Raw genomic sequence first — 23,606 nt, 5'->3', positions numbered from 1 at the left:
GTTTAGACGATACCACTCTGGATATCAAGACTGTCGCAGACCATCATTTTTTGCCTACAAATTCGAACTTGGAGATGATTTCCGCCGTCGTCGTCAGGTGTTCGACCAGATACCGCACGAAACCGCCTGGCACGGCGGTCGACGTCAGGCGTACAAAGGAGCCCTTTGTGCCGCCTCGAGGCAGCGCCAAACTCCCGGGATTTACCACCAGTACATCATCGTGTACCCCCGCGTGTAAAACGTGCGTGTGCCCGTACACTGCAATCCTAGCGCCCATCGACTCCGCCCGTGCAACCAGGGGTTGCAACGACTCCGTGACCTGCAGCCGGTGTCCGTGAGCGAGAAAGAGTGGCACGTCGTCCACCGACACAATTCGCTCCAAGGGGTAGTCAACGGAAGGCTTGTCCCAGTTGCCCGCGACGCCGACCACGGGGATTTTCATATACGACGCAAGCCACGCCGCGTCTGCCGTCTCGTCCCCCGCGTGCAAAAACACATCCACATCTCCCGCGATGAGGGCTGCCGCGTGAAGCTCATCCGTTCGCCCGTGTGTATCGCTTACAATACACAGTTTCAATCCAGCCACTCCTGCAAGCGCGGGGCAAGTTGTCGAAGGGCGGCGGCGCGATGCGAATGTTCGGCCTTTTGCGCCTGCGTCATCTCCGCGAAGCGCAGCGTGGAGCCGCTTGGCTGAAACAGCGGGTCGTAGCCGAAGCCCGCGTGTCCGAGGGCGTGATCGAAAATCGTTCCCGCGACGCGCCCTTCGACCGACGCCAGCCTGTTCCCCTTGTGGTAGACCGCCAGCGCGCAAACGAACGACGCACTAGCCTGGGTCTGCCCGCATTCATGCAATCGCGCGATCAATTTCGCGTTATTTGCCGCGTCATCTCCGTGGACGCCGGCGTAGCGCGCCGAATAGATACCGGGCTCACCGCCTAACAACGGGACTTCTAGCCCAGAATCGTCCGACAACACCCAGTCCCCGACGTATTCGGCGTAAAACCGCGCCTTCATATTTGCGTTCTCCACGAACGTCGTGCCCGTCTCCGGCGCGTCGGGCACCCCTTGCGGGAGCATGGCGACGTCCAGTCCAGGCAACTGTAGCAGCCCGCGAAATTCTTCTAGCTTATGGGCGTTATGTGTAGCGATGACCAGTTTCAAAGATAAGCCCCCTACTGTACTGCTGCCTGCTTGACGACGTGACGAAGCGGCAAGGGCAGTTGTACCTGAACCACCGAGTCGGACGCAATCGGCTTACCAAACCAATTTGCGAGTGCCAACCACATTCTCGAGCCGTCGCCCGTGGTGAAATACCGCTGTGTGATCTCGGTTTCGTGAGGGTTCGTCAAACCCTCGACGTTCAGTCGATTCATCAACACGTTGGCCGTCGCGTCCGCCGACGAAATGACTTGTACAAGCGGCCCCAACACCCGGCGGATGACCGGCTGCAGGAGTGGGTAGTGCGTACATCCGAGCACCAGCGTATCGACGCCCGTATCGGCAAACGCCAGAAGCGAGTCGCGGACCACTTGCTCGACCGCCGGACCATCGAATTGCCCTCGTTCCACAAGTGGCACGAAGTCCGGACACGCGTGCTCGACCACATGCATAGCGCCATCAAGCGCTACAATTGCCTTTCGATACGCGTGGCTTTGAATCGTAACACTTGTCCCGATGACGCCAATTCGTCCATTCCTCGTCGTCGCCACAGCCGCTGCCGCGCCCGGTTCAATGACGCCGATGACCGGCACCGAGAACATCGACCGGAGCGTGGGCAACGCCACAGCAGTGGCGGTATTGCAGGCGATCACGATGCACTTGACCGGCTGAGCCAACAAAAACTCCGAGATCTCTATCGCGTAACGCAGGACGTCCTCCGGCGCTTGATCCCCATAGGGACACCTCGCGCGGTCGCCAAAATATATCACCGACTCCTGCGGTAGTTGTGTTTGAATCGCACGCGCTACCGTCAAGCCTCCAACCCCAGAATCAAATACCCCGATGGGCAGTTCACACGCCTTCATGGTAACGCTCCTTGCCGTCTAAAAACCCAACTTTATTGATTAGCCATATTCATATGTAGCAGTTCCAGTGAATCCAGGATGGTCTTTCGCGTGTCCGTATCGACCGATGCCAACACAGAGTTCAAATAGTTCCGGCGCGCGTCTAACACGCCCTCAATCAATGTGACGCCATGTGGCTCGAGCCGCACCCGTACCACACGTCTGTCTTCAGAGCAGCGCTGACGCGTCACGTAGGCTGACTTCTCGAGTCGATCAACCAAGTCGGTCGTCGTACTGTATGCCAAATACAGCTTTCCACTCAATTCCCCAATGGTCAACTCCCCTTCTCGGTCCAACACGATAAGCGCTTCGAATTGAGGAGAGGTCAGCCCATAGTCGGAAAGGAGCATGCGCCCTTTTCGCCGGACAGCTGCGGCGACTGACCGAAGACAATGTTCGATCTCGACCACGTAATCCGAGTACTCCTGCGACACCGCACGCACCCCGCTCATGTACAGATAGCTTAGATACTACCATTCGACAATTTCTGTGGTCAATGCGCACAGCTTGTCCGAACGATGGCATCTCGCATAAAAGTTAGACATCGAAGGGCGGAATCCTTCCACGCAAAACACCCCTACGTGAAAAGTAGGGGTGTTCGTTTCAAATCGTCAGCTCACCGAGACGGACCAGCTCAACCACCGCTTGGGATCGACCCTTTACGTTCAACTTCTTCATCACGTTAGAGATGTGGTTCCGCACTGTTTTTTCGCTGACGAAGAGTTGCGCGGCGATTTCTTTGGTGGTCTTATCCTGAACGAGGAGCTCAAACACCTCCCGTTCCCGGTTTGTCAATAACGATTTCACGCGCGCGTCCTTTCCAGAAGACATCCCCTTATCCCTCCTTGTGCAATTGAATACAAGAGCGGGATACAGTCAGGTTATAGTATGAAATCGTCGTCAAGGGCGTGCCGCAAAACCGTACGATGGGCGTGAAATCACGCCCACTGGGCAGGCCGGGTGTGGCGACTCAGGCCTTCCTGCGAACCACCCGTTCCACCGCTTCGTTCAATTGCTGAAGTCCCTGCTCGAGCACCGACCTCGGACAGGCGATGTTGATGCGCTGAAACCCGACGCCTTCCTCCCCGAACAAGTGACCTTCGTCGAGCGCCAGACCCGCTTCGTGAACGAAGAAGTGATCGAGTGCCGCGCGCTCGAACCCTAACGCCCGACAGTCCACCCAGACGAGATACGTACCTTGCGGCTCGATGACCTTGAGCTCAGGGATGTGCCGTCCGACGAAGTCCTTTAAGTACCGCAAGTTCCCTTCGAGATAATCCATCAACGCGTCGAGCCACGGCCCACCCTCGCGGTACGCTGCGGCCAACGCGTGGGCGCCAAACACGTTGACGGATGCCATCGACGCCTTCGCCAACATCAGTTCATAACGGGACTTGAGGGCCGCATTTGGCACGACGACATACGCCGTATTGAGGCCAGCGAGATTAAAGGTCTTGCTCGGCGCCGCGCAAGTGATGGAAGCGGCCGCAAACTGCTCGGACAAACTGGCAAACGGGGTGTGGTGAAAGCCGCTGTAGACCAAGTCAGCGTGAATTTCGTCCGCGACCACCAGCACTTGGTGGCGCAAGCAGATCTCCCCAATGCGGCGAAGCTCGTCTTCTCGCCACACGCGACCGACCGGATTGTGCGGGCTGCAAAGGAACATCACTCTGGCCTCTTTGGCCTTTTCCTCGAGGTCATCGAAATCGATTTCGTAGTGACCGTTTCGGTAAACCAATGGGTTTTCCACGACATTGCGACCCCAGGCGCGAATCACGCGCTTGAATGGGTAGTACACAGGGGGTTGAATCAGCACCCCGTCACCCTCCTGGGTAAATGCCTGGACGATCACGGTCAGCGCTGGGACGACACCCGTTGCCGAGGCAATCCACTCCCGCTCGACGGTCCAACCGTGTCGCTCCTTCATCCAGTGGATGATGCTGTCAAAATACTCGTCCGTGCGGACAGCGTATCCATACACGCCGTGTTTCGCCCGCTCGACGAGCGCCTCTTGGACACAACTAGGCGAGGCAAAATCCATATCTGCAACCCACATCGGGATGACGTCATCCTTGCCAAATCGTTCCGCTAATGTATCCCACTTCGACGCCCCGGTTTGGCGCCTTAAAATGACGGAATCAAAATCATATGCCACGTGTATGTCCTCCGTTTCTCCCCAACCTGCTCCTGCGAGTGATACATGTCCAACATGTACTGTGTATAATCTATCATACAGTCAAGGATTTGTTGGAAGTTGGAGTGGAATCGAATTCAGTGGTGTCTTGGAGTGGCAAAACGTGACCCGGGTCCAAAAGAGAACGCTAGGAAGATCTGATTCTCCCGCCTGCGCGTCAAGCCCTCCGTGTTGATTGCGACCAAATGGTGGCCCGTTCTCCGCTGCGCGAGCTCCATTCCGAGGACGATTGACGAACGCGCGCGAGCGCTCTCCCCCTACCAACCTATCACCCTATCAACCATGCTGATGTTCTGGAGGTGTTGTAGCCACGAGCCGTGTGAGAATAGGAGACACGAATCCACGACGACTGCTGACAAAGGCAAACGGCTATCTCGGCGCCTACGATTACACCCTGAATCCCTATGTGGGCTGCGTGTACGCATGCAACTATTGTTACGTTCGAGCTCTGCCTGTGGCTCGCTTTCACGAAGGCGATTGGGGGAGCTACGTCGACGTCAAGCACATCGACGACGCGCCGTTTCGACACGAATTGAACCTCGCACGTCGGCGCGGAAGCGTAAATATCTTTATGTCCTCAAGCACAGATCCATATCAGCCCATCGAAGCGCGCGTTCGCAGGACGCGCCAGATCCTCACAGTGATCGCAGCCGATCCAGCGAACATCGATTTTCTGTTCATCCAGACGAGATCTCCGCTCGTGACGGACGACGCCGAACTCATTCGTTCGCTTGGTGACAAGGCGCTCGTCAGCATGACCATCGAAACGGATGTAGAGGACGTGAGACGCCGGTTTGCCCCTTACGCTCCGCCAATTGAAACGCGGCTATGCGCACTCGATTCCTTGCGCGAACGCGGCGTGCGCACCCAAGTGGCCGTGGCGCCGCTGCTGCCGTCGAGCGACCAATTCGCCGATAGGTTGCGACAGGTGACCGAGAATGTGGTCATCGACGACTACTTCTTAGGGGACGGAGCTCAAGGGCGACGGTCAACCGGGCTGCACGTTGCCGATCTCTATCGGCCATCGGAACTGAGCGAGTGGTACAGCAGAGAAAAAATTGGTGAACTGCACCGCCAATTCGTGGAGCAGTTTGGCTGTCGGCATGTCTTCTTGAGCAAAAACGGCTTCTTGCCCCCGAAGCTGCGAACAGGCCCCAGGAATGCGTGAGGATGCTGAAAGATGTGCGGCAAAAGCGGAGGGAGAACGCGAAAACGAGTCCTCACAGCCGCGCCGTGAGGACTCGTCAAAGTCGTCGTTATTAACCTTAGCCAAGCGTGGATTGGAGATGTACCACCAGCGGATCGACCCGGTCGTTCGCCTTCGCTTGCGCTTCGCACTCCGTACTGCAGAAACCGCGCATTTCCTGCTCACAGGACTCGCAGCAGATGTGCTGGCGATGGCAGTCTAGATACCCGCAGTTGATGTACCTGTCCGATGCCTTGCCACAGTGTTCGCACTGGCTGACAATGACGTCTTCGTCCGTATGATTGATCCGCACGGCAATTCGCTCATCAAACACATAACACTTGCCGTCAAACAAGTGCCCGCGCACCTCGGGATCTTTGCTGTACGTGACAATACCCCCGTCCAACTGATACACGTCCTGCAGTCCCTCGCGAACGAGAAAGCCGGAGAGTTTCTCGCAACGGATGCCTCCCGTGCAGTACGTGAGTACGGTCTTCCCGGTAAACTCGTCCCGGTGCTGCTCAAACCACTGCGGGAACTCGCGGAATGCCTTTACGTCCGGCTTAATTGCCTTGCGAAAATGACCAATCTCGTACTCATAGTCGTTTCGTCCATCAATCACCACGACTTCATCCCGCTGGAGCATGTCGTGAAACGCCTTTGGACTGAGTTTTTTCCCCGTTTCAACACGCGGATCGACATCTTCGTGTAAATGAAAATTGACAATTTCAGGCTTGTGACGCACAGACAGCTTTTTGAAGGCGTGTGTGTCAGAGTCGTCAACTTTGAACACCATATCTTTAAATCGAGCGTCCGCGTGCATCGTCTGCATATACGCTTCGGTCGATTTCACCAGCCCAGAAACCGTGCCATTGATCCCCTCAGAAGCGACAATAATTCGGCCAAGAAGACCCAGTGATTCGCAAAGCGCAGCATGGTCGCGCGCGAATTGTTCAGGATCTTCAATCGGCGTATACATGTAGTACAAAAGGATTTGATAGTCCTTCATGTGTGCGAATCACCCCCATAACGTTCTCAATCCTTAATGATACCACAAAACCGGCCTCTCGTCCCGCTGGTCGAGGGCGAAAAAAAACGCCGATCCCGACGGGATCGGCGTCACAAACGACCTGTTACTGTCCAGTTGTCGTCCCACTGCTCGTCGTCGTGCCGGTTCCCTGAGTTCCCGTCACGGACGCAGGAAGCTCATTCGGGCTCGCTACACGCCACTGGCCGTTCACCTGTTTCAGGTACAGGTACCCACCAGACTCGTTGGAGAACTGCACTTGAGCAATACCATCCTTCTCCGCCACGAGTTGGTAACCGGCTTCTGCTGGATCAATTGAACCATACAAGGAATAGAGCATACCATGCCATCCAGCCGTGTTTTGAAACGCCGGCGTCATCAAATTGCGCGCATCATCGAACTGTTTCAATTCGACAAAACCAATAAATCGCTGCGTGACAGCAACGGGCGTGTTCTGGTTTTTCATCACGGGCCGCAAGAGAAAGAAACTGCCTACGATTAGAATGAGCAAGGCGACGACGAGCGTGATAAAGCTCGATGTCTGCCGCTTTCTCCGACGGACTAGCATCGTTTCTGTATTCATCATGATCCCCCACTCGAGGAAAGTCTACCAGAAGCGGTGCACGCCCTTGTCGAACACCTCACTGGCCTATGTTTACACCCAGATGAGACAGCTGTTCCCGTAAAAGAGTCCGCTCATCTGGCGTCAGCATACTCTGAACGTCCTGAATCACATCTTTAACAAGGGTGATATCCTCGGGGCCAAACGCTTGTTTCCCTTGGAAGTGCGCTTGTACCCAGGTTTGATCCTCCGTCGACAGTTTCGACCACAAGATCTGTTTCACCGTCTTCGCTGCTTCGGTCGAGTCCTGCGTCTCGACCGCTTTGGCCATGGCATCCCAATCCGCTTGTGTCAACTCACCAGACAACGACTTGGCGATGCTCATCAGGCGCTGGTCATCCGCATACGACAGAGGAGCTTGATTTGCCCCCTCATTAGAGGTGGTCGAATTTGCCGAGCCCCCGAGCGAGCCCATGTTCGGCAAAGCCATGGTCGCCACCTCAGATCCCGTGCCAGAAGCGGGGTCAGGACTGCTGTGCTGAAGCATCCAATGGCCCACCCGATGTGCTAGCTGGCTAACTTGGCGACTCATCCCATCCTCTTGATGGCTCTGCATGTCGTGTATGTAGGAGCCGACGACAAGCGTCGTAAAACCGCCCATGGCGATGATCATTGCAGCTTCAAACTTTCGATTCCACACGCATGGTCACTTCCTCTCCGTCACAGTATGACCATGCGGATTGGAACCTAAAACCAAAGGCGAGGCCCGAAGGGGCCTCGTCTGAAGTCTGCTTACTTACGCAGCCAAGCGCCGAGCGCGCGATACGTGACTTGACGGTTCATCGCGGCAATGGAGGTCGTGAGCGGAATGCCCTTCGGGCAAACTTGTACGCAATTTTGCGCATTTCCGCACTCCTGAATTCCACCTTCCGCCATCAGAGCCTCGAGGCGGTCTTCTTTGTTCATTGCGCCAGTTGGATGCATGTTAAACAACCGCGCCTGAGAAATGGCGAATGGCCCAATAAACGAATTTTTGTCGTTGACGTTCGGACACGCCTCGACACACGCACCACACGTGAAACAGCGGGACAACTCGTATGCCGTCTGCTGGTCCCTAGCGGACATCCGTGGGCCAGGGCCGAGATCATAAGTGCCATCGATAGGCACCCACGCCTTGACCTTTTTCAGTGCGTCGAACATGCGACTGCGATCCACGACCAAGTCGCGTACGACGGGAAATGTCCGCATCGGACGAACGGTGATCGGCTGTTCGAGCTTGTCGACGAGCGTGGAACAAGCCTGGCGCGGACGACCGTTGATCACCATCGTACATGCGCCGCAGATCTCTTCCAAACAGTTCATTTCCCAAGTGACTGGTGCTACGGCCTTGCCGTTTTTGTCCTTTGGATTCCGCTGGATTTCCATCAAACAGGCGATGACGTTCATCCCCGGTACATAAGGAACGACAAACTCTTCCTTGTACGGCGCGGAAGTCGGATCTTTTTGCCGCTCAATGATCAGATGGACGGTTCGAGTTGCTGTTGCGACTGCTTCGCTGCTGACGCTCACTCTTTCGTCGCCTCCTTACTCACGGCATAGTTACGAAGACGGGGCTTGATCAAAGACACGTCGACGTCCTCGTACGAGAGCTTCGGACCATCTGGAGTAAACTGTGCAATCGTGGTCTTCAAGAAGTTCTCGTCGTCGCGGTCCGGGAACTCTGGCTTGTAGTGTGCCCCACGACTCTCATTGCGGTTGAGGGCACCCAAGGTGATCACGCGAGCCATGTGCAACATGTTGCGCAAGTGTCTCGTGAATTGCGCCATTTGGTTTTCCCAGCGCGAGGTGTCCGCCATGTGAATTCGCTTGAAGCGCTCCTGCAATTCCTGAATCTTCTCGTCCGTCTTTTGCAGGCGGTCGTTCACGCGGACCACAGTGACGTTGTCGTTCATCCATTGACCAAGTTCACGGTGCAATTGATATGGATTCTCGTCGCCTTCCATCTTGAGGATACTCTCGAAGTCGTCCTCATATTTCTTCCGGTACGACTCAAACAGAGACTCTGGAATGCTGTCCACAGATTTTTTGACGCTCTTGGCATAGCGTACGGCGTTCGGTCCGGCGACCATGCCGCCGTAGATACACGACAACAGCGAGTTCGCGCCCAAACGGTTGGCACCATGGTATTGATACTCCGCCTCACCCGCCGCGAACAAACCGGGGATGTTGGTCATCTGGTCGAGATCGACCCAGAGACCGCCCATCGTGTAGTGAACGGCCGGGAAGATGCGCATCGGAACCTTGCGCGGGTCGTCGCCGACGAACTTCTCGTAGATGTCGAGAATGTTACCCAGCTTCACATTTAGAACGTTTGCCGGAATGTGCGAAAGGTCGAGGTACACTTGGTTTTGGCCGTCGACCCCGAGGCCCATTTCCACGCAGACCTTGTGAATGGCACGCGTTGCGACGTCGCGAGGGACCAAGTTCCCATACTCTGGGTACATATCTTCCAGGAAGTACCAGGGCTTTCCGTCCTTGTACGTCCAAATGCGACCGCCTTCACCGCGGGCTGACTCGGACATCAGACGCAGCTTGTCGTCGCCGGGGATGGCCGTCGGGTGAACCTGAATCATCTCACCGTTCGCATACTTCACACCCTGTTGATAGAGCTCCGAGCCTGCAGAACCGGTGTTGATCATGGAATTGGTGCTCTTGCCAAAAATGAGTCCATTACCGCCCGTACACATGACGACGGAGTCTGATTTGAAGTAATGAATTTCCATCGAACGAAGGTCTTGCGCTACCACGCCGCGACAAATTTGCTCGTCGTCGATGACCGCGCCAAGAAAATCCCAGCCTTCGTACTTCTCCACGAGGCCTGCCACTTCGTAGCGGCGGACTTGCTCGTCCAACGCGTAGAGAAGCTGTTGTCCCGTCGATGCGCCGGCGAACGCCGTGCGGTGATGTTTGGTTCCACCAAAGCGGCGGAAGTCGAGTAAACCCTCCGGTGTACGGTTGAACATGACGCCCATGCGATCCATCAAGTGAATGACTGCAGGAGCGGCTTCGCACATGCCAAGCACTTGGCGTTGGTTTGCGAGGAAGTCACCGCCGTAAATCGTGTCGTCAAAGTGCTCCCAAGGCGAGTCGCCCTCACCCTTGGTGTTGACGGCACCGTTGATTCCGCCCTGCGCGCACACAGAGTGGGACCGCTTTACAGGAACCAGCGAGAACAACTTCACTGGAACGCCTGCTTCAGCAATCTTAATCGTCGTCATGAGACCAGCCAGACCGCCGCCTACGACGATAATCGTTTGTTCTGCCACGATGAAGTCCCCTCCTTACGCAGTGTGGGTGAACGCGATGAGCGATACGACGCCCATGCCTGCCAACACGACGAAGATAATCATGGTCACCCAAGCGGTTACGAGTTGTGCGCGAGCGCCAACCGTAATGCCCCAGTGAATACAGAATGACCACAAGCCGTTCGCGAAGTGGAACGTCGCCGCAACGACACCCACAACCATGAACCAAAAGTACGCCGGGTTCGACACGAGGTTGTGCACCATGTCAAACGTGGGCGCGTTTCCTGAAAAGCGCGTCGTCCACAGGTGAAAGATAATGAACACAAACGTAATGACCCCAGTGATCCGTTGGAGCGCGAACAACATGTTGCGGCCAAACGAATACTGACCCGCGTTGTACCCGGATACAAAGGCTACGTACAGCCCCCACACACCATGGTACGTGATGGGTAAAAAGATGAAGACGAACTCGATGACGTGCAAGAACGGTAGCGACTGAATCGCATCAACGGCCTCGTTGTATGCCGCTGGCCCGCCCAACACCGTAGAGTTCGTAAACAGGTGTTCCAGTAAGAACAATCCCACTGGAATCACACCGGACAGTGTATGTAACCGGCGCCATAAGAACGTAAGGTTCTTCTTCTGGGCTTGTGCCACTGCCACAAGGTTGCCTCCCTTCCATTCCTAACCAGTCAACAACATATGTATCGGCAGTCGCAAGCGACTGCCAACCGGATAGGGTGCCCTCAATTCCATATAGATTGTAATGATTGAGTTTGACAGGGTCAAGGAATCAATGCGACTTCTCGACTGGTTTCTCGCAATTTGTCGAATCAGATAGCCATCCTGCGCGAATGTGTCCCTCTAGGTGGGACGCTCTGCCGCAGCCAGGTGGGTCTGAACTTGGCGAAGGATTTCCTCCGCCAGTTTGTCGCCGATGCCCATCCCGCGAAACGCGTCGACGTCCGCGGCCGCAATTGCCTTCACCGAGCCGAAGTGCTTCATCAGCACTTTTCGCCGCTGCGGTCCCACGCCTGGAATCTCGTCCAGCACCGATGCAAACCCGCTCTTCTTGCGCGTTTGCCGATGGAATGTGATGGCGAAGCGGTGAACTTCTTCCTGCACTCTTTCCAACAAATAGAATGCTTGCGAATGGCGGTCGATATGCACTGGCGACTCTTCGTCCATGAAAAACAGTTGGCTCGTCTTGTGGCGGCTGTCCTTCGCGAGGCCGCACACGGGAATCTCCAAACCGAGCTCATTTTCGAGCACGTCGAGCGCCGCGCTCAATTGCCCTCGCCCTCCGTCGATCACGATAAGGTCTGGCAGCGGCCGCTGCTCCTTGAGCATTCTCGAGTAGCGACGCCGGATGACCTCGCGCATCGAGGCATAGTCGTCCGGGCCCTCCACGGTTTTGATTTTAAATTTGCGGTACTCCGACTTAGCGGGCTTGCCGTCGATAAACACCACCATCGCGGCGACCGCATCCGCGCCTTGGATGTTCGAGTTGTCAAACGACTCAATTCGCCGCGGGGCGCCGATGGCGAGGACGTCGCCAAGCTCCAGCACGGCGCCGAGCGTTCGGTCCATGTTGCGCTCCATCAACTGCAGCTTCTCGTCCAGTGCCTGGCGTGCATTCTTCGTCGCCAGGTTGACGAGATCTCGCTTCTGACCGCGCTTGGGTTCAATTACTTTGGCGTCGAGGAACTCGACCAAGGCCTCGCTTGTCGTCCCCTCTGGCAAGAGCACTTCTCGCGGAACGTCGGCGCGGTCATGGTAGAACTGCTCCACGAATGACACAAAGTCGTCCACAGGCTCGCCGAAGTGCGGCATAATGCTCACAGACCGCTCGATGAGCTTGCCGGCGCGAACAAAAAACACTTGGACGCTCAAGAGTCCGCGATCCTCCGAGAAGCCGAAGACGTCGCGATCAATCTGGTCAGGCGTCGTAATTTTCTGTTCTTCCATCACCTGTTCGATGTGGCGAATCAAATCGCGCAACTCGGACGCGCGCTCAAACTTCAACTCTTCGGCAGCGCGCTCCATCTTCTGACGCAAGTCTGCGACGACCTCGTGGTGCCCGCCGGCGAGGAAGTGCGCAATCTCCTTGACCATCGTCTGATACACCTGCGCCTCTACCACAAACTCGCAGGGCGCCAAACACTGATTGATGTGATAGTACAGGCAGACCTGCTTTTTCAGCGTCTTGCACTTACGCAAGGGATAGAGTCTGTCGAGCAAACGCTTCGTCGCCTGTGCGGCAAATGCGCTTGGATACGGGCCAAAATACTTAGCGCCGTCGCGTTTGACGCGCCGGACGATCTGCAGGCGAGGGTGCATCTCGTTGGTGATCTTGATGTACGGATACGTCTTGTCGTCGCGCAACATGATGTTGTACGGAGGCGTGTGCTGCTTGATCAGATTGCATTCGAGAATCAGCGCCTCCGCGACCGTATCCGTCACGATGTATTCGAAATCGCAAATATTTGCGACCAGTGCCTGGGTCTTTCTGTCGTGCGATCCGGTAAAGTACGACCGCACGCGATTCTTTAACACCTTTGCCTTGCCGACGTACAAAATTTCACCGGACTGGCCTTTCATCAGATAAACGCCCGGTTTTGCGGGTAACAACGCCAACTTGTCGGACAGCGTCTGTTCCACGGTCGGCCCCCCTTACGAATCCACTTGTGCGACGACTAATGTCTCGTCGTCATTTCCTTCTGATTCAACCCAAATTAAATCGCGACCATCTACCGTAAATTGTAACACCGAATTCTGTAAGCTCTTCGTCGGGCTGGCGGACTTGTCGTTCGCCAACTGCGCCATGGAAACCTGATAACCGCGGTGATTCTCCGAGGCGTCCGGCGTAGTTTCCACCCACCACGGGGTGCCCGTAGCCCCTTCCACCGCCCAGTGCATCTGACCATCCACAGGCGGCCCGTCATAATGGTTTAACGTCCCGCTCCACGTCAATTGATACCACGTGTCCACGTTGTCGGAACTAGTGTCTGTCTTCCCAACTATCCCTTGAAAGACAATTCCATCGGCGGTTGCAATCGGAGACTCCATCAGGCCAAACGAGGCCGGAATCTGACTCAACTCCGTCCACGCACGCGTGGGATCCTCCCCGCGCAAGGTGTAGATTTGAATAGGCAACCCCAGTGGAGCCGCGCCGGATCCGTCATCGAGGCCGGGTTGAACGATGATCTTGCCATCCCCGACCGCGACTGCGAAACGGTTCTCAATGCCCTTTTCCGGCGCTAGCGTACAAACTAGACTGTATTTTCCATTGGTCGTACACAGCGCATAAATTTGCTCGACGGACGCATCGGACGCTCGGCCGTCATTCCACGTCACCAAACCGACGATCCAGTTCCCCATCACTTCGATATGCCACTCGGAGATCTGCCATGACGACGTCGAGACCTGGCTGTTGACCTGCAGCGGAGGAACGAGTTCCATCGTGTACGTATCGCTCCCGCTGACGCCGAATGGTTTATTTGAGGTGGAGAACGGGTGCCGACCGACGTCGATTCGCGGCCAGCTGTCCGCCGCCAGCACCAAGGTACCCTGATACACAGCCTGCGAATCCACGGCCAAATGCGTGACATCTAGATTGTCTGACGGACTGATCTGATACATTGCCGCGGCCGAGACGGGCAAATCGCCGCCGATATGTGGAGCTGGAGCCGCCGTCTTACCCGACTTCGCGCTGACAGTGGGCCGATCCTGTATCGGATTCGTCCACCTGTCAGAAAGGCCGTATCCCACGCCCGCAACGCCCACGATGACGACCGCGATGGCGCCGATCTTCGTCCCGAGCGGCCCCCGATGGTGGCGCATCGCTTCGTCTCTCGCGATGTGCGCACGCATCATCTGCGCGCTCCGGCGAATGAGCGCGCCCGGCACGCGCCCCGCACAATCGTTTGCCGACTCCCCAGCCTGCTCTCTTTGCAGGGAGTCATCGCCTTCCTCCTCGTCGACCGACTCCTCCCAGGCAATGTGCGGCGGATTGACCGCAACCACCTCCTGCAGCAATGCCAGGATCCAGTCATCCGATACTTCCCTGACCGCACGCCTACCAATGCGGTCACTCGCCTGAACAAACACGTGCACAAACGCGTCCTCTGCCTGTTGCACAGTCTCACAGTGATCTATTAGATACGTCCAGACGAACGATGCATACTGCTCAAGTAGTTTATCGACCCATTGCCGCCGTTCAGTACCGGTTATCCGCGTTCGCAAGTGTCTGCCGCCCCCGCATCTCGTACAAACTCTCCGTTCATGATACCAAAGATACCGACGGACATGCCGCCTTCCAGAAAAAACAAATGCACAGAACCGCCCGTCGCACACAAAAAACGCGACCCCCTGAAGGAAGTCGCGAAAACGGTATAATTTGGTGGGTCATGAAGGAATCGAACCTTCAACCTGCCGATTAAGAGTCGGATGCTCTGCCAATTGAGCTAATGACCCGCATCTAGTGGTGACCCTAAGGGGATTCGAACCCCTATTACCGCCGTGAGAGGGCGGCGTCCTAACCATTAGACGATAGGGCCATTGGCTGCCGAACTAGGACTCGAACCTAGACTAACTGAGTCAGAGTCAGTCGTGCTACCATTACACCATTCGGCAAAGGTGTCGTTCAACGCTATATAAATATACACACAGAAATAGAGTCTGTCAACACATCAAGTCATATTTTTTGAACCCGCGTGTCGCTCTCTACCGTTCATATCCCAAAAGGTCGAGGAAGCACCCGGCACGCGCAAGCGTGCGCATGCCGGCTTGCAACCACACAAGGGGCGGATCGGATATCATTACTGCCTACGTTCTGCAGGTGGCGGTCTGACGGCGCTCGAAGCCGCAACTCGCCGCTTTTCAATCGCTGTTGCAAGCGAACAACGGCAAGGTCACGCCTGCGACACAGCCACCGTCCCCGCTTCGATCAAGTCTGCCGCCGCGCGCAAGCGCGACACACACTCGTCGCCACCTAGCAGAACCATGACGTCAAACAACCCAGGTCCAACCGTCAGTCCAGTCAAAGCCAGTCGCGTTGGGTGAATCAGTTGGCCGCCTTTGACGCCCAATTCGTCGATGAGTGCGCGAAACGCAGTCTCCACTCGCGACGTGGCGAACGGCGAAACCGCACTGAGGCGTTCCGCCACCTTCCGCAAGCGCAGAGGCACCTCTTTGTCCGCGAACTGCTTTTTGACACCCTTCTCATCGTAGGAGGCGACTGGTTCGAAATAATACCGAAGACCCTCGATTAAGTCGGCCTCGTTCCGACTCCGCGTCAACACAAACTCAATCGCCGTCCGAAGCCACGCCAGCCGCTCGCGACTCTTTTCCCGTTCGTCTACCCACCCGCGCGCAAACAACACCGGCAAGACTTGTTCGAGCACCGTATCAGGCGATTGTGCCCGGTAGTATTGCGCATTCAACCACTCGAGCTTTTTGACGTCGTACACGGCCGCGTGCTTCGCCACTTGTTCCAGCGTGAAGCGCTGTACCGCCTCGTCCCGCGTGAGCACTTCGTGGTCTTCACCCGGGGAGAATCCGAGCAACAAGAGGTAGTTGACGAGCGCCTCCGGCAGGATTCCCTGCTCCCGATATTCGGACACACTTGTAGCACCGTGCCGTTTGCTCAACTTACTTCGATCCGGCGCCAAAATCATCGGAACGTGCGCGAACAGTGGAATGTCAAAGCCGAGTGCCGCGAACAGCACCACGTGCCTCGGCGTGTTCGACAAGTGTTCTTCAGCGCGAATGATATGGGTGATCTCCATTTTCGCGTCGTCGACGCAAGAGGCGAAGTGGTATGTCGGCGTACCGTCTGCCTTCCAAATGATGAAATCGTCAATCTCCGCATTCCGGAACACCACGTCGCCGCGAATGACGTCGTGCACCACCGTTTCCCCTTCCGGTTGCACGCGCAACCGATACACATGGGGGATGCCTTGGGCCAGGCGGGACGCGACTTCATCCGCGCTCAGGTGGCGGCATTTCCCCGAATATCTCGGGGCGCGCCCCGCTTGTTGAGCGGCTTCGCGCTCCGCCTGGAGTTCCTCCTGCGTACAAAAACACGGATAAGCGCGGTTTTCCTCCCGCAGTCGGGCTAGCTGTTCCTCGTATATCGCCATTCGTTCAGACTGGCGGTACGGACCAAACTCGCCCCCCACCTCCGGACCTTCATCCCAGTCGATGCCAAGCCAGCGAAAACTGTCGAGAATCTGCTCGTATGACGCCTCTGTCGATCTCGCCCTGTCCGTATCGTCGATACGAAGGACGAAGACACCGTTGTGTTGGCGTGCGTACAGCCAGTTGAAGTAGGCAGTACGCGCCCCGCCAATATGTAATGCGCCAGTTGGACTCGGCGCAAAGCGAACCCTAACTTGCTTGTCCATCGAGAATTGCCTCCTGTGTCGGATACACTGACTTCGCTGGCGTACACTACCCCATGAGGTGAGTACGCATGAACCATGATAAACCACAGACACAAGTACGACAAAGTGAGGTCGTGGAGAGTCCCAATTCCGGATCGTACAACCCTGGCCCCATCAAAAGTGGAGAAAACGACTTCCCGAACGCCGAACTCTGGGAAGTCCAGTCCCGCGACTACGACTTGGCCGTCGAGGAATTTGCCGAAGGGCCGTACGGAGCCGCCCACAACGAAACGCGCCTTGGCAAGGTGTCCGAGTGGAAACCTGGCCAGGCGGTTACGGGCCGCTTCCGCGATGCGAATATGATTCACTCCGACAGGCGCTCGGCAACCGAGGAAGACCACTTTGAAGACCCGCCGGGCACCCTGGAAGGCCAAAACTAAGCACCCAGGGGGCTGGCACAAGAAGATGCCGAGATCGGGCGAACATGTCATTGGTTGCACCGCTTCCCAGTAAACTCCACTTGCCGTCCCACTCGCCACTAGGTAACATAATAGCGAAATCAGTCAATCTGATTGGCTAAAGGCCCCCTAATCTGGTTGGTTTACCATAGGGGGCCATCATTGTATCTACACCTTGCAGCATGTCGCCAAGCTCAGTCGCGCCTATCCGCGGCGTGATGCCAAAACTTCCCCGGCTGCCGCATCCGCACGCGTGCCCTTGTACTCAGGCGCGGCCGAATTCGCACAGCGCTTCGATGCACACTTCATTTTCCTCATCCAAGCCAAACGTCACCCGTACAAACGACTCGAGGCCAGGATACCCTGCGCGAACGAGAATTCCCTTCTGCTTTAACTGCTCAAACGCCTGGATGCCGTTCCCCACTTCGACTAACGTAAAGTTTGCCTCCGAAGGAATCACCCGCAGGCCGTAGTTTTCCAGTGTGGCGTACTGCTCGCGGCTTCGCTGCGCCAGGGCTACCGATCTGCGAACGTGTTCGACATCCTCGAGTGCCGCCTGTGCGCCACGCTGTGCGACGCGGTTGACGTTAAACGGCTCCCGCACGCGATGGACATAGGACCAGACCTGTTCGTTCCCAAGGGCATAACCGACGCGAAGGCCCGCGAGGCCGTATAATTTTGAGAATGTATGGAGGTAACAGACGTTGGGATAGATGAGGGCGTCCTTGGTCACGAAGAAGCGCTCAGGATCGGTGGCGTAGTTGTCGTAGGCGAGATCGACGATGACGAACACGTCCTTCGGCACACGTTCCATCAACCAGGTGAACTCACTGTATTTCAGGACGGTTCCCGTCGGGTTGTTCGGTGTGCACAAATACAACAATTTCGTCTTGTTGGTGATTGCTGCAAGGAGCGCCTGTACATCATACGAAAAGTCGCTCCGCAACGGCACTGAACGGATGTTCGCCTTCATCACCTCGGCGCCGAATCCATACTGCGAGAAAGAAGGAAATGGGACGACCACTTCGTCTCCCTCTTCCAAGAAGGTCTCTGAGATCAGTTTGATAATATCGTCTGATCCGTTGCCCGCAAACACCTCTTCCATCCTCAGAGCATGGTGTCTAGCAATCGCTTCTCGGAGCAAGTCGCTGCCGCCATCTGGATAGAGGTGGAGTTTGGGAAGTTCTCTGGCGATGGCCTCTAGCGCCAAGGGAGACGGGCCTAGAGCATTTTCGTTGGAATTGAGCTTGATTAAGTGGGCTAGTCCGAACTCTTTGCGCAGTTGATCCTCACTGATGCCTGGCTGGTAAGGGTGGATGTTGTGCAAGTTGGAACGAACTCGTTCGTGTGTATTGAAAATCGTGAACACCTCCAGTACGATCATGAGCGGTGTGCTACACCGGAAAGTATGTGTGACATTTTATCACGCTTCACCCCGATGCACTATGGTTTGTGTGCTGGATGAAGACGAAAGGAAGAGTCCCTTGTGACACAACAGCAACCAGCGAAACTCTCCATCGACATCATTAGAGAGGCTAGAAAGCGCATTCAAGGGGTTGTCCAACAGACTCCGCTCGACTACTCTGCTACGTTTTCACAGTTCTCCGACAATGAAATTTACCTAAAACTCGAGAACCTGCAAAAGACAGGTTCGTTTAAGATCCGCGGTGCCTATAACAAGATCACAACGCTGACTGACGTCGAGCGAAGTCATGGAGTCATCGCCGCATCTGCAGGGAATCACGCGCAAGGTGTCGCCTTTGCCGCGAGAGATCTCGGCGTCCCGTGCACCATCGTCATGCCGGAGGGCGCCAGTCTCGCCAAAATCGCCGCCACACAGCGCTACGGCGCGAAGGTAGTCCTCGAGGGGGCGTCTTACGACGATGCGTATGCGCACGCGCTGTCCTTGAGCAACAATGAGGGGTATACATACGTTCACGCGTTCGACGACGAAGCAGTCGTCGCGGGTCAAGGGACGGTTGGCCTCGAAATTCTTGAACAGCTACCGGACGTGAACGCTATCGTCATTCCCATGGGCGGAGGCGGATTGGCTGCAGGCACCGCGCTCGCCGTGAAGACGCTTCGCCCGGATGTGAAAATTTACGGGGTTGAGGCCAGTGCGGTGCCTTCCTTCCGACACTCACTAGATCTGGGCCATCCCGCAACGGTGGAAGCACAGTCGACCATCGCCGACGGAATTGCCGTCAAGCGCCCTGGCGATCTGACCTATCGTCTCGCTGAACAGTTTATCGACGACGTCGTCGTGGTGGAAGAAGAAGAGATCTCGCGGGCGATGGTGTTGTTGCTAGAGCGCTGCAAAATCGTCGCAGAGGGCGCTGCAGCCACGAGCGTCGCTGCGGTCATCAACAAAAAGATCCCAAACCACCTCGGCAAGGTGGTCTGTATTTTGTCCGGAGGGAACGTCGATGTGACCGTTTTGTCGAGGATCATCGAGCACGGGCTGATCGAATCAGGTCGCTATCTGCGCACGGCAGTGAACCTGCTCGACCGCCCCGGTGCCCTGCGCGACTTGCTCGACATCTTGGCAAGTCTTCGAGCGAACGTGTTGTCCGTGCAGCACCACCGAGTCGGTACACACATCCACCTCGGCCAAACTGAAGTGGAACTGGACTTGGAGACGCGCGATAAAGCGCATATCGAACTCATTTACAGCACGTTGAAGCAGCGGGGATATGCACCTGTCCCGCGGGATTGACGCGCGTGCGTGAGTGAACTGCATCCCTCCCACTGAACACGAACGGCCACCCGGACTCAGGAGCGACCCTTGAGTCCGGGTGGCCGTTTATTTTGGTCACATGTCGAGCGAGTCCCCCGGTTTCCCGAGCGGCGGCGCGTCCCCGTCCTCTCTCTTGACGCTGTCCGCGGGCTGCCCTAGTCCACCGGATAGCGCAAACTTGAGCGCCTGCTCCACTGAGAGGCCGCAGGGTTTCACGCGAGACCTCGGTACGATGACGGTGGCACCAGCAAATTGAAACGCATTAGGCAGATACACAGACACTTTTGTTCCGTGCGGATCCATCTCACTGGGCAACGACTCGGACGTGATGAAGCCGAGGACGAGCGCTCGGTCGTCCGGCCACTCGACGAGGACGGGCGTCTGGAATGCGCCACGGCGTCCAAAGGTGTTTTGCACCAGTTCTTTCGCCGTGGAGTAGAGCGATTTGATGACGGGAATCCGCGTAAATAACGCGTCCATCCAGGACAGCAACACGCGGCTGATGTAAATGCGCGACAATAGACCGATCACCGTGATGGCCGCGAGAATCAAGACAAACCCCGTCCCTGGAATGTGAAACCCGGGATACGGGATATACTGTCCGACGAGACCATCCACGTAGTTGACCACGATGACAACCACCCAAATCGCGAAGACAAAGGGGAGCACCGTGGCCAACCCAATGCCAAAGTGCTTCGCAATCCCCCGGATGAAAACCTTCATACATTCATCTCCAATCAAGCGCTCTGCAGCGTGTAAAAGCCCACTGCAAGCACGAGATAGGCACCCACCGCCATCGCACCCTCCAACCAGTTAGATTCGCCGTCGAGCATCAAAACGACGACGAGCAGGACCGCGGCGACCATGCTGACGAGCTCTGGCCAAGAAAAGACCAGTTGAAACGGATTCCCCATCACGAGGCTCGTGAAGAACAGCACGGGTGCGATAAACATCGCCACTTGCAGCGTACTTCCCACCGCTATCTCGAGCGAGAGATCCATCCGATTTTTCCACGCCATCCACACGGCCGACGCGTGCTCCGCCGCATTTCCGATCACGGCGACCACGACGACGCCGATAAACACTTCACTCCAGCCGAGGCCTTGCGCGATGGACTTCACATTGCCCACCAGCCAATCGCTCTCGACACTGACGAGGACAGTCGCGACGAGCAATAAGAGAATAGCCGGCCAGAGGCGGTACTTCACTTCTCCGTGTTCCTCAGCTTCGGCAGAGGCATCTTCTATGTAGGCAAACACTTCACGGTGCGTAAATAGGCTGAAAAATAGCCCGAGGATGTAGATCACGAGGGAGACGGCCGCCACGCCGAACGATAACGTGTACCGGTTTGACTGCGACGTCATCGAAAAGATAGTGGGCACGACAAATGCGATGCCGACGCCGAGCATGAGCATCGACGCATTGCTCCGGGCGACGCGGAGGTTGAAGTACTGAATGGGGTGCCGTATCCCTCCAATAAAGAAACTGAGGCCCAAGACGAACAGGAGGTTTCCGATGATCGATCCGGTGATCGAAGCTTTCACTAACGAGTACAGCCCTTGTTGCAGTGAGAAAATACCGATGATCAATTCCACGGCGTTGCCGAACGTCGCGGACAAGAGACCACCCAGCCGCGGTCCAGCGTGCGCGGCAATCGATTCGGTCGCCTGCCCCATCATGGCGGCGAGCGGAATAATGGCCACCGCGGAAACGAAAAATTCCAGCGTTTGGCTCACGTGGCCAAACCGAACGACCGCACTCAAGACGATCATGACAGCCGCAAAAATACTCATCAAACGATTCAACGAAACGTTCACCCTTTTCGACGGATTATCGTCTTCCTGGTCATTCCGACCAACTTACACGGATATATTTCAAAGATATGATACAATGATGAACATCACTTCTCTTGGTGTAAAGGTGGCGAGTTGATGTATTACTTTCCCAAAGTGAAGATGTTACGCGGCGAATTGAAGCGAAGCGAAGTGCGCAACAGCGTGAAATATCAACTTACCACGAAAGAATTTATCCAACAGCGCGGTCATACGACGTTTCGAATCGCGCTCGAAAATATCATCGGCTTCGTCGAGTGCGACGACGTAGAGTTTTCGCGTCACGTCAATCGACTATCCGTCGCCCGGTCAGACGGGTTTGGTCGTGGCTATAAAATCGTGGCAAGCGTACTGCACTTGGTGTCGCCGTCAGGCGTTGTCGAACAGGCCCAAGTGTCGTTTTACACGCGTTTGTCGCGTCCGTTCGCACAACAGCTTGAGGACTGCTTGCAATCATCTTCGCTGGCGTAAACAGGTTGTACGCCGAGCTCTTTTTGTGAACCAGTAGGGCGCCATCAGGCGCCCGTTTCTGTGCTTCAATAGTTTCTCCAATCCTCAGGATCATCCGCATCGTTGTCATTGTGCCGACGAAGCCTTCGAACGATATACCGTATGATCAATACGATGGCACATATTGCAATTACTCCATAGGCAGCCCACATCGCCCAGTCCAAATGAAACCGATGTTTTAACCAAGCCGCAACTTCATACGCGGCGATGGCGATAGCTGCGAACATCCAATCAGGAAAGCCGTAACTCATCATTGTCCTCCAGTGTCGTCTTGCTCACTACAACCATACCACAACATTTGACCGCACGCCGTGCGCGAGCCAGCACCTAGGGCCAATCTGCGAGAGCCGCGGGCGTTACAACAGACGCATTTGTTCACTGCTTATGAGGTCCGGTCGCGGCCCCTTGGCCATGTGCAGCAGTTCCAGCCAATCGAAGCCGTTCCAGATGGCATCGTTGTTCGAGTTGTTGTTCATGAGAATGTGAAATTCGTCTACCTGCTTCGCGACCGGTTCAATGGCAGGCAATATCGCGGCGAGTTCTTCCATTGAATACCGGTAATCAAACCGCTCTTTAGAGGACTTCAATCCAGGCCTATCCCACATCTCACGGTTGCGCCCATGCATCCGCAACATGCCAAACGACGGATGAGTGAGCGCAGGAACAAACGGGACACTCACGTTGCCGGCATCCGGTTCGTCACAGATGACGTGAATCGCGCCAATTCGTTTTAACCACCCAAGCGTCAGCTCACTGCGCTCGCCGCTTGCAAACCAACTGCGCTCGCGAAACTCGACGGCGGTCGGCACGCCATGAGCTTGGCACATGGCGACGATTCGCTCCACGGTGACGACATTGACCTTCGACACGTGGAACCACGGTGGAAATTGCAATAGCACGCAGCCCAACTGTCCGCGCTCCATCACCGGAGCAAGACCGTCTAGAAATTGGTTGGCAATTTCGCGCCGCTCCCCCTTGTCCAGACCACGGACGTGTAAGGTCATCGCGCCGTGTGCCTTCACGTGGAACAGAAAGTTGGAAGGTACCAGACCGAGCCAGCGTTCCCATGTCCCTTCCCGCAACAGGCCGTAAAACGTACTGTCTATCTCGACAACGGAAAAATATTTGGCGTAATAGCGAAGTTGCTCTTTTTGGGGGATGGTTCGCGGATAAAACGAGTCGTGATCTTGGAATGCACACGTCCCCACCCGAATCATCACGACGCCCCCTTTCCCCTCATCATACACAAAGTCCTGGAGCAAGCATATTTTGACCCCTCTACCATACCCCATTTATAATACAAGTTGTGTGTGTCTCATAGCCACGCGGATGAGCACATCCAGGTA

Annotated in this window: 24 protein-coding genes and 3 tRNA genes; 4 read left to right on the top strand and 23 right to left on the bottom strand. The window is 56.0% G+C overall.

Features of this window, described 5'->3' with window-relative positions:
• Nucleotides 1-43: 43 nt before the first annotated feature.
• From NZD89_RS13080 to NZD89_RS13055, 6 genes are all read right to left on the bottom strand, one after another.
• Nucleotides 44-577, bottom strand: a complete 534-nt coding sequence (locus NZD89_RS13080) for a metallophosphoesterase family protein (RefSeq protein WP_268008125.1) — start codon at nucleotides 575-577, stop codon at nucleotides 44-46.
• A complete protein-coding gene (gene rdgB / locus NZD89_RS13075) occupies nucleotides 574-1,161 on the bottom strand; it encodes an RdgB/HAM1 family non-canonical purine NTP pyrophosphatase (protein WP_268008124.1) in 588 nt (195 codons plus the stop codon). The genes NZD89_RS13080 and rdgB overlap by 4 nt, the downstream gene beginning before the upstream one ends.
• 11 nt (nucleotides 1,162-1,172) lie before the next feature.
• Entirely contained in the window at nucleotides 1,173-2,024 is an 852-nt protein-coding gene (gene murI / locus NZD89_RS13070; RefSeq protein WP_268008123.1) for a glutamate racemase, read from the bottom strand.
• A gap of 32 nt (nucleotides 2,025-2,056) precedes the next feature.
• Nucleotides 2,057-2,497: a MarR family winged helix-turn-helix transcriptional regulator gene (locus tag NZD89_RS13065; RefSeq protein WP_268008122.1), complete on the bottom strand. Its 441-nt coding sequence runs from the start codon at nucleotides 2,495-2,497 to the stop codon at nucleotides 2,057-2,059.
• Between the two features lie 169 nt (nucleotides 2,498-2,666).
• A complete protein-coding gene (locus tag NZD89_RS13060) occupies nucleotides 2,667-2,894 on the bottom strand; it encodes a helix-turn-helix domain-containing protein (RefSeq protein ID WP_268008121.1) in 228 nt (75 codons plus the stop codon).
• A gap of 139 nt (nucleotides 2,895-3,033) precedes the next feature.
• The gene (locus tag NZD89_RS13055; protein ID WP_268008120.1) at nucleotides 3,034-4,218 is read right to left on the bottom strand and encodes a MalY/PatB family protein; all 1,185 of its coding nucleotides are present in this window, start codon (nucleotides 4,216-4,218) and stop codon (nucleotides 3,034-3,036) included.
• Between the two features lie 358 nt (nucleotides 4,219-4,576).
• Between NZD89_RS13055 and NZD89_RS13050 the strand changes: the two genes are divergently transcribed.
• Nucleotides 4,577-5,425 carry an SPL family radical SAM protein gene (locus tag NZD89_RS13050; RefSeq protein WP_268008119.1) on the top strand — a complete coding sequence of 283 codons (849 nt, stop codon included), beginning with the start codon at nucleotides 4,577-4,579 and terminating at the stop codon, nucleotides 5,423-5,425.
• Between the two features lie 97 nt (nucleotides 5,426-5,522).
• Here NZD89_RS13050 and trhO read toward each other — a convergent pair whose 3' ends face one another.
• From trhO to gltX, 12 genes are all read right to left on the bottom strand, one after another.
• On the bottom strand, nucleotides 5,523-6,452 hold the full coding sequence (gene trhO / locus NZD89_RS13045) for an oxygen-dependent tRNA uridine(34) hydroxylase TrhO (protein ID WP_268008118.1): 930 nt from the start codon (nucleotides 6,450-6,452) through the stop codon (nucleotides 5,523-5,525).
• Between the two features lie 124 nt (nucleotides 6,453-6,576).
• On the bottom strand, nucleotides 6,577-7,056 hold the full coding sequence (locus tag NZD89_RS13040; protein ID WP_268008117.1) for a hypothetical protein: 480 nt from the start codon (nucleotides 7,054-7,056) through the stop codon (nucleotides 6,577-6,579).
• Nucleotides 7,057-7,111: 55 nt separating this feature from the next.
• Nucleotides 7,112-7,732: a hypothetical protein gene (locus NZD89_RS13035; RefSeq protein ID WP_268008116.1), complete on the bottom strand. Its 621-nt coding sequence runs from the start codon at nucleotides 7,730-7,732 to the stop codon at nucleotides 7,112-7,114.
• Between the two features lie 92 nt (nucleotides 7,733-7,824).
• A complete protein-coding gene (gene sdhB / locus NZD89_RS13030; protein WP_268008115.1) occupies nucleotides 7,825-8,601 on the bottom strand; it encodes a succinate dehydrogenase iron-sulfur subunit in 777 nt (258 codons plus the stop codon).
• Nucleotides 8,598-10,358, bottom strand: a complete 1,761-nt coding sequence (sdhA, locus tag NZD89_RS13025; RefSeq protein ID WP_268008114.1) for a succinate dehydrogenase flavoprotein subunit — start codon at nucleotides 10,356-10,358, stop codon at nucleotides 8,598-8,600. The genes sdhB and sdhA overlap by 4 nt, the downstream gene beginning before the upstream one ends.
• A gap of 15 nt (nucleotides 10,359-10,373) precedes the next feature.
• Nucleotides 10,374-11,000 (bottom strand): succinate dehydrogenase cytochrome b558 subunit, encoded by a 627-nt coding sequence (locus tag NZD89_RS13020; protein WP_268008113.1) that lies wholly within the window; start codon nucleotides 10,998-11,000, stop codon nucleotides 10,374-10,376.
• A gap of 201 nt (nucleotides 11,001-11,201) precedes the next feature.
• On the bottom strand, nucleotides 11,202-12,998 hold the full coding sequence (gene uvrC / locus NZD89_RS13015; RefSeq protein ID WP_268008112.1) for an excinuclease ABC subunit UvrC: 1,797 nt from the start codon (nucleotides 12,996-12,998) through the stop codon (nucleotides 11,202-11,204).
• Between the two features lie 12 nt (nucleotides 12,999-13,010).
• Nucleotides 13,011-14,582 carry a hypothetical protein gene (locus NZD89_RS13010; RefSeq protein WP_268008111.1) on the bottom strand — a complete coding sequence of 524 codons (1,572 nt, stop codon included), beginning with the start codon at nucleotides 14,580-14,582 and terminating at the stop codon, nucleotides 13,011-13,013.
• A 155-nt stretch (nucleotides 14,583-14,737) separates the two neighbouring features.
• A tRNA-Lys gene (locus NZD89_RS13005) sits at nucleotides 14,738-14,813 on the bottom strand.
• 8 nt (nucleotides 14,814-14,821) lie between these two features.
• Nucleotides 14,822-14,896: transfer RNA gene (locus NZD89_RS13000), tRNA-Glu, on the bottom strand.
• A gap of 2 nt (nucleotides 14,897-14,898) precedes the next feature.
• Nucleotides 14,899-14,972, bottom strand: a tRNA-Gln gene (locus NZD89_RS12995).
• 278 nt (nucleotides 14,973-15,250) lie between these two features.
• On the bottom strand, nucleotides 15,251-16,744 hold the full coding sequence (gltX, locus tag NZD89_RS12990; protein WP_268008110.1) for a glutamate--tRNA ligase: 1,494 nt from the start codon (nucleotides 16,742-16,744) through the stop codon (nucleotides 15,251-15,253).
• Between the two features lie 68 nt (nucleotides 16,745-16,812).
• Between gltX and NZD89_RS12985 the strand changes: the two genes are divergently transcribed.
• Nucleotides 16,813-17,163 carry a hypothetical protein gene (locus tag NZD89_RS12985; protein ID WP_268008109.1) on the top strand — a complete coding sequence of 117 codons (351 nt, stop codon included), beginning with the start codon at nucleotides 16,813-16,815 and terminating at the stop codon, nucleotides 17,161-17,163.
• Between the two features lie 283 nt (nucleotides 17,164-17,446).
• Here the strand turns inward: NZD89_RS12985 and hisC are convergent, their stop codons facing one another.
• A complete protein-coding gene (gene hisC / locus NZD89_RS12980) occupies nucleotides 17,447-18,565 on the bottom strand; it encodes a histidinol-phosphate transaminase (RefSeq protein ID WP_268008108.1) in 1,119 nt (372 codons plus the stop codon).
• 102 nt (nucleotides 18,566-18,667) lie between these two features.
• On the opposite strand from hisC, the gene ilvA reads away from it, so the two are divergent.
• On the top strand, nucleotides 18,668-19,897 hold the full coding sequence (gene ilvA / locus NZD89_RS12975; protein WP_268008107.1) for a threonine ammonia-lyase: 1,230 nt from the start codon (nucleotides 18,668-18,670) through the stop codon (nucleotides 19,895-19,897).
• A gap of 96 nt (nucleotides 19,898-19,993) precedes the next feature.
• Here the strand turns inward: ilvA and NZD89_RS12970 are convergent, their stop codons facing one another.
• Nucleotides 19,994-20,641: a DUF502 domain-containing protein gene (locus tag NZD89_RS12970; protein ID WP_268008106.1), complete on the bottom strand. Its 648-nt coding sequence runs from the start codon at nucleotides 20,639-20,641 to the stop codon at nucleotides 19,994-19,996.
• A 14-nt stretch (nucleotides 20,642-20,655) separates the two neighbouring features.
• Nucleotides 20,656-21,723 (bottom strand): calcium/proton exchanger, encoded by a 1,068-nt coding sequence (gene cax, locus NZD89_RS12965; protein ID WP_268008105.1) that lies wholly within the window; start codon nucleotides 21,721-21,723, stop codon nucleotides 20,656-20,658.
• Between the two features lie 126 nt (nucleotides 21,724-21,849).
• Here cax and NZD89_RS12960 point away from each other — a divergent pair, with 126 nt between their 5' ends.
• Complete coding sequence (locus NZD89_RS12960; protein WP_268008104.1) at nucleotides 21,850-22,221, top strand: hypothetical protein; 372 nt, start codon at nucleotides 21,850-21,852, stop codon at nucleotides 22,219-22,221.
• A 65-nt stretch (nucleotides 22,222-22,286) separates the two neighbouring features.
• Here the strand turns inward: NZD89_RS12960 and NZD89_RS12955 are convergent, their stop codons facing one another.
• Together NZD89_RS12955 and NZD89_RS12950 are read right to left on the bottom strand one after the other, a co-directional pair.
• A complete protein-coding gene (locus tag NZD89_RS12955; RefSeq protein ID WP_268008103.1) occupies nucleotides 22,287-22,511 on the bottom strand; it encodes a hypothetical protein in 225 nt (74 codons plus the stop codon).
• Between the two features lie 105 nt (nucleotides 22,512-22,616).
• Nucleotides 22,617-23,522 (bottom strand): DUF72 domain-containing protein, encoded by a 906-nt coding sequence (locus NZD89_RS12950; protein ID WP_268008102.1) that lies wholly within the window; start codon nucleotides 23,520-23,522, stop codon nucleotides 22,617-22,619.
• Nucleotides 23,523-23,606: the final 84 nt, after the last annotated feature.

The sequence above is a fragment of the Alicyclobacillus fastidiosus genome, from assembly GCF_026651875.1.
Taxonomy (GTDB): domain Bacteria; phylum Bacillota; class Bacilli; order Alicyclobacillales; family Alicyclobacillaceae; genus Alicyclobacillus; species Alicyclobacillus fastidiosus.
Note: the sequence above shows the minus strand (reverse complement) of the source record. Positions and strands in the feature narration are given on the sequence as shown.

Excerpts from the sequence above, each read along its gene's own strand:
- murI (WP_268008123.1), bottom strand. The coding sequence starts at position 2,024 with ATGAAGGCGTGTGAACTGCCCATCGGGGTATTTGATTCTGGGGTTGGA.
- NZD89_RS13060 (WP_268008121.1), bottom strand. The coding sequence starts at position 2,894 with ATGTCTTCTGGAAAGGACGCGCGCGTGAAATCGTTATTGACAAACCGG.
- trhO (WP_268008118.1), bottom strand. The coding sequence starts at position 6,452 with ATGAAGGACTATCAAATCCTTTTGTACTACATGTATACGCCGATTGAA.
- NZD89_RS13040 (WP_268008117.1), bottom strand. The coding sequence starts at position 7,056 with ATGATGAATACAGAAACGATGCTAGTCCGTCGGAGAAAGCGGCAGACA.
- gltX (WP_268008110.1), bottom strand. The coding sequence starts at position 16,744 with ATGGACAAGCAAGTTAGGGTTCGCTTTGCGCCGAGTCCAACTGGCGCA.
- NZD89_RS12985 (WP_268008109.1), top strand. The coding sequence starts at position 16,813 with ATGAACCATGATAAACCACAGACACAAGTACGACAAAGTGAGGTCGTG.
- hisC (WP_268008108.1), bottom strand. The coding sequence starts at position 18,565 with ATGATCGTACTGGAGGTGTTCACGATTTTCAATACACACGAACGAGTT.
- NZD89_RS12970 (WP_268008106.1), bottom strand. The coding sequence starts at position 20,641 with ATGAAGGTTTTCATCCGGGGGATTGCGAAGCACTTTGGCATTGGGTTG.
- NZD89_RS12960 (WP_268008104.1), top strand. The coding sequence starts at position 21,850 with ATGTATTACTTTCCCAAAGTGAAGATGTTACGCGGCGAATTGAAGCGA.
- NZD89_RS12955 (WP_268008103.1), bottom strand. The coding sequence starts at position 22,511 with ATGAGTTACGGCTTTCCTGATTGGATGTTCGCAGCTATCGCCATCGCC.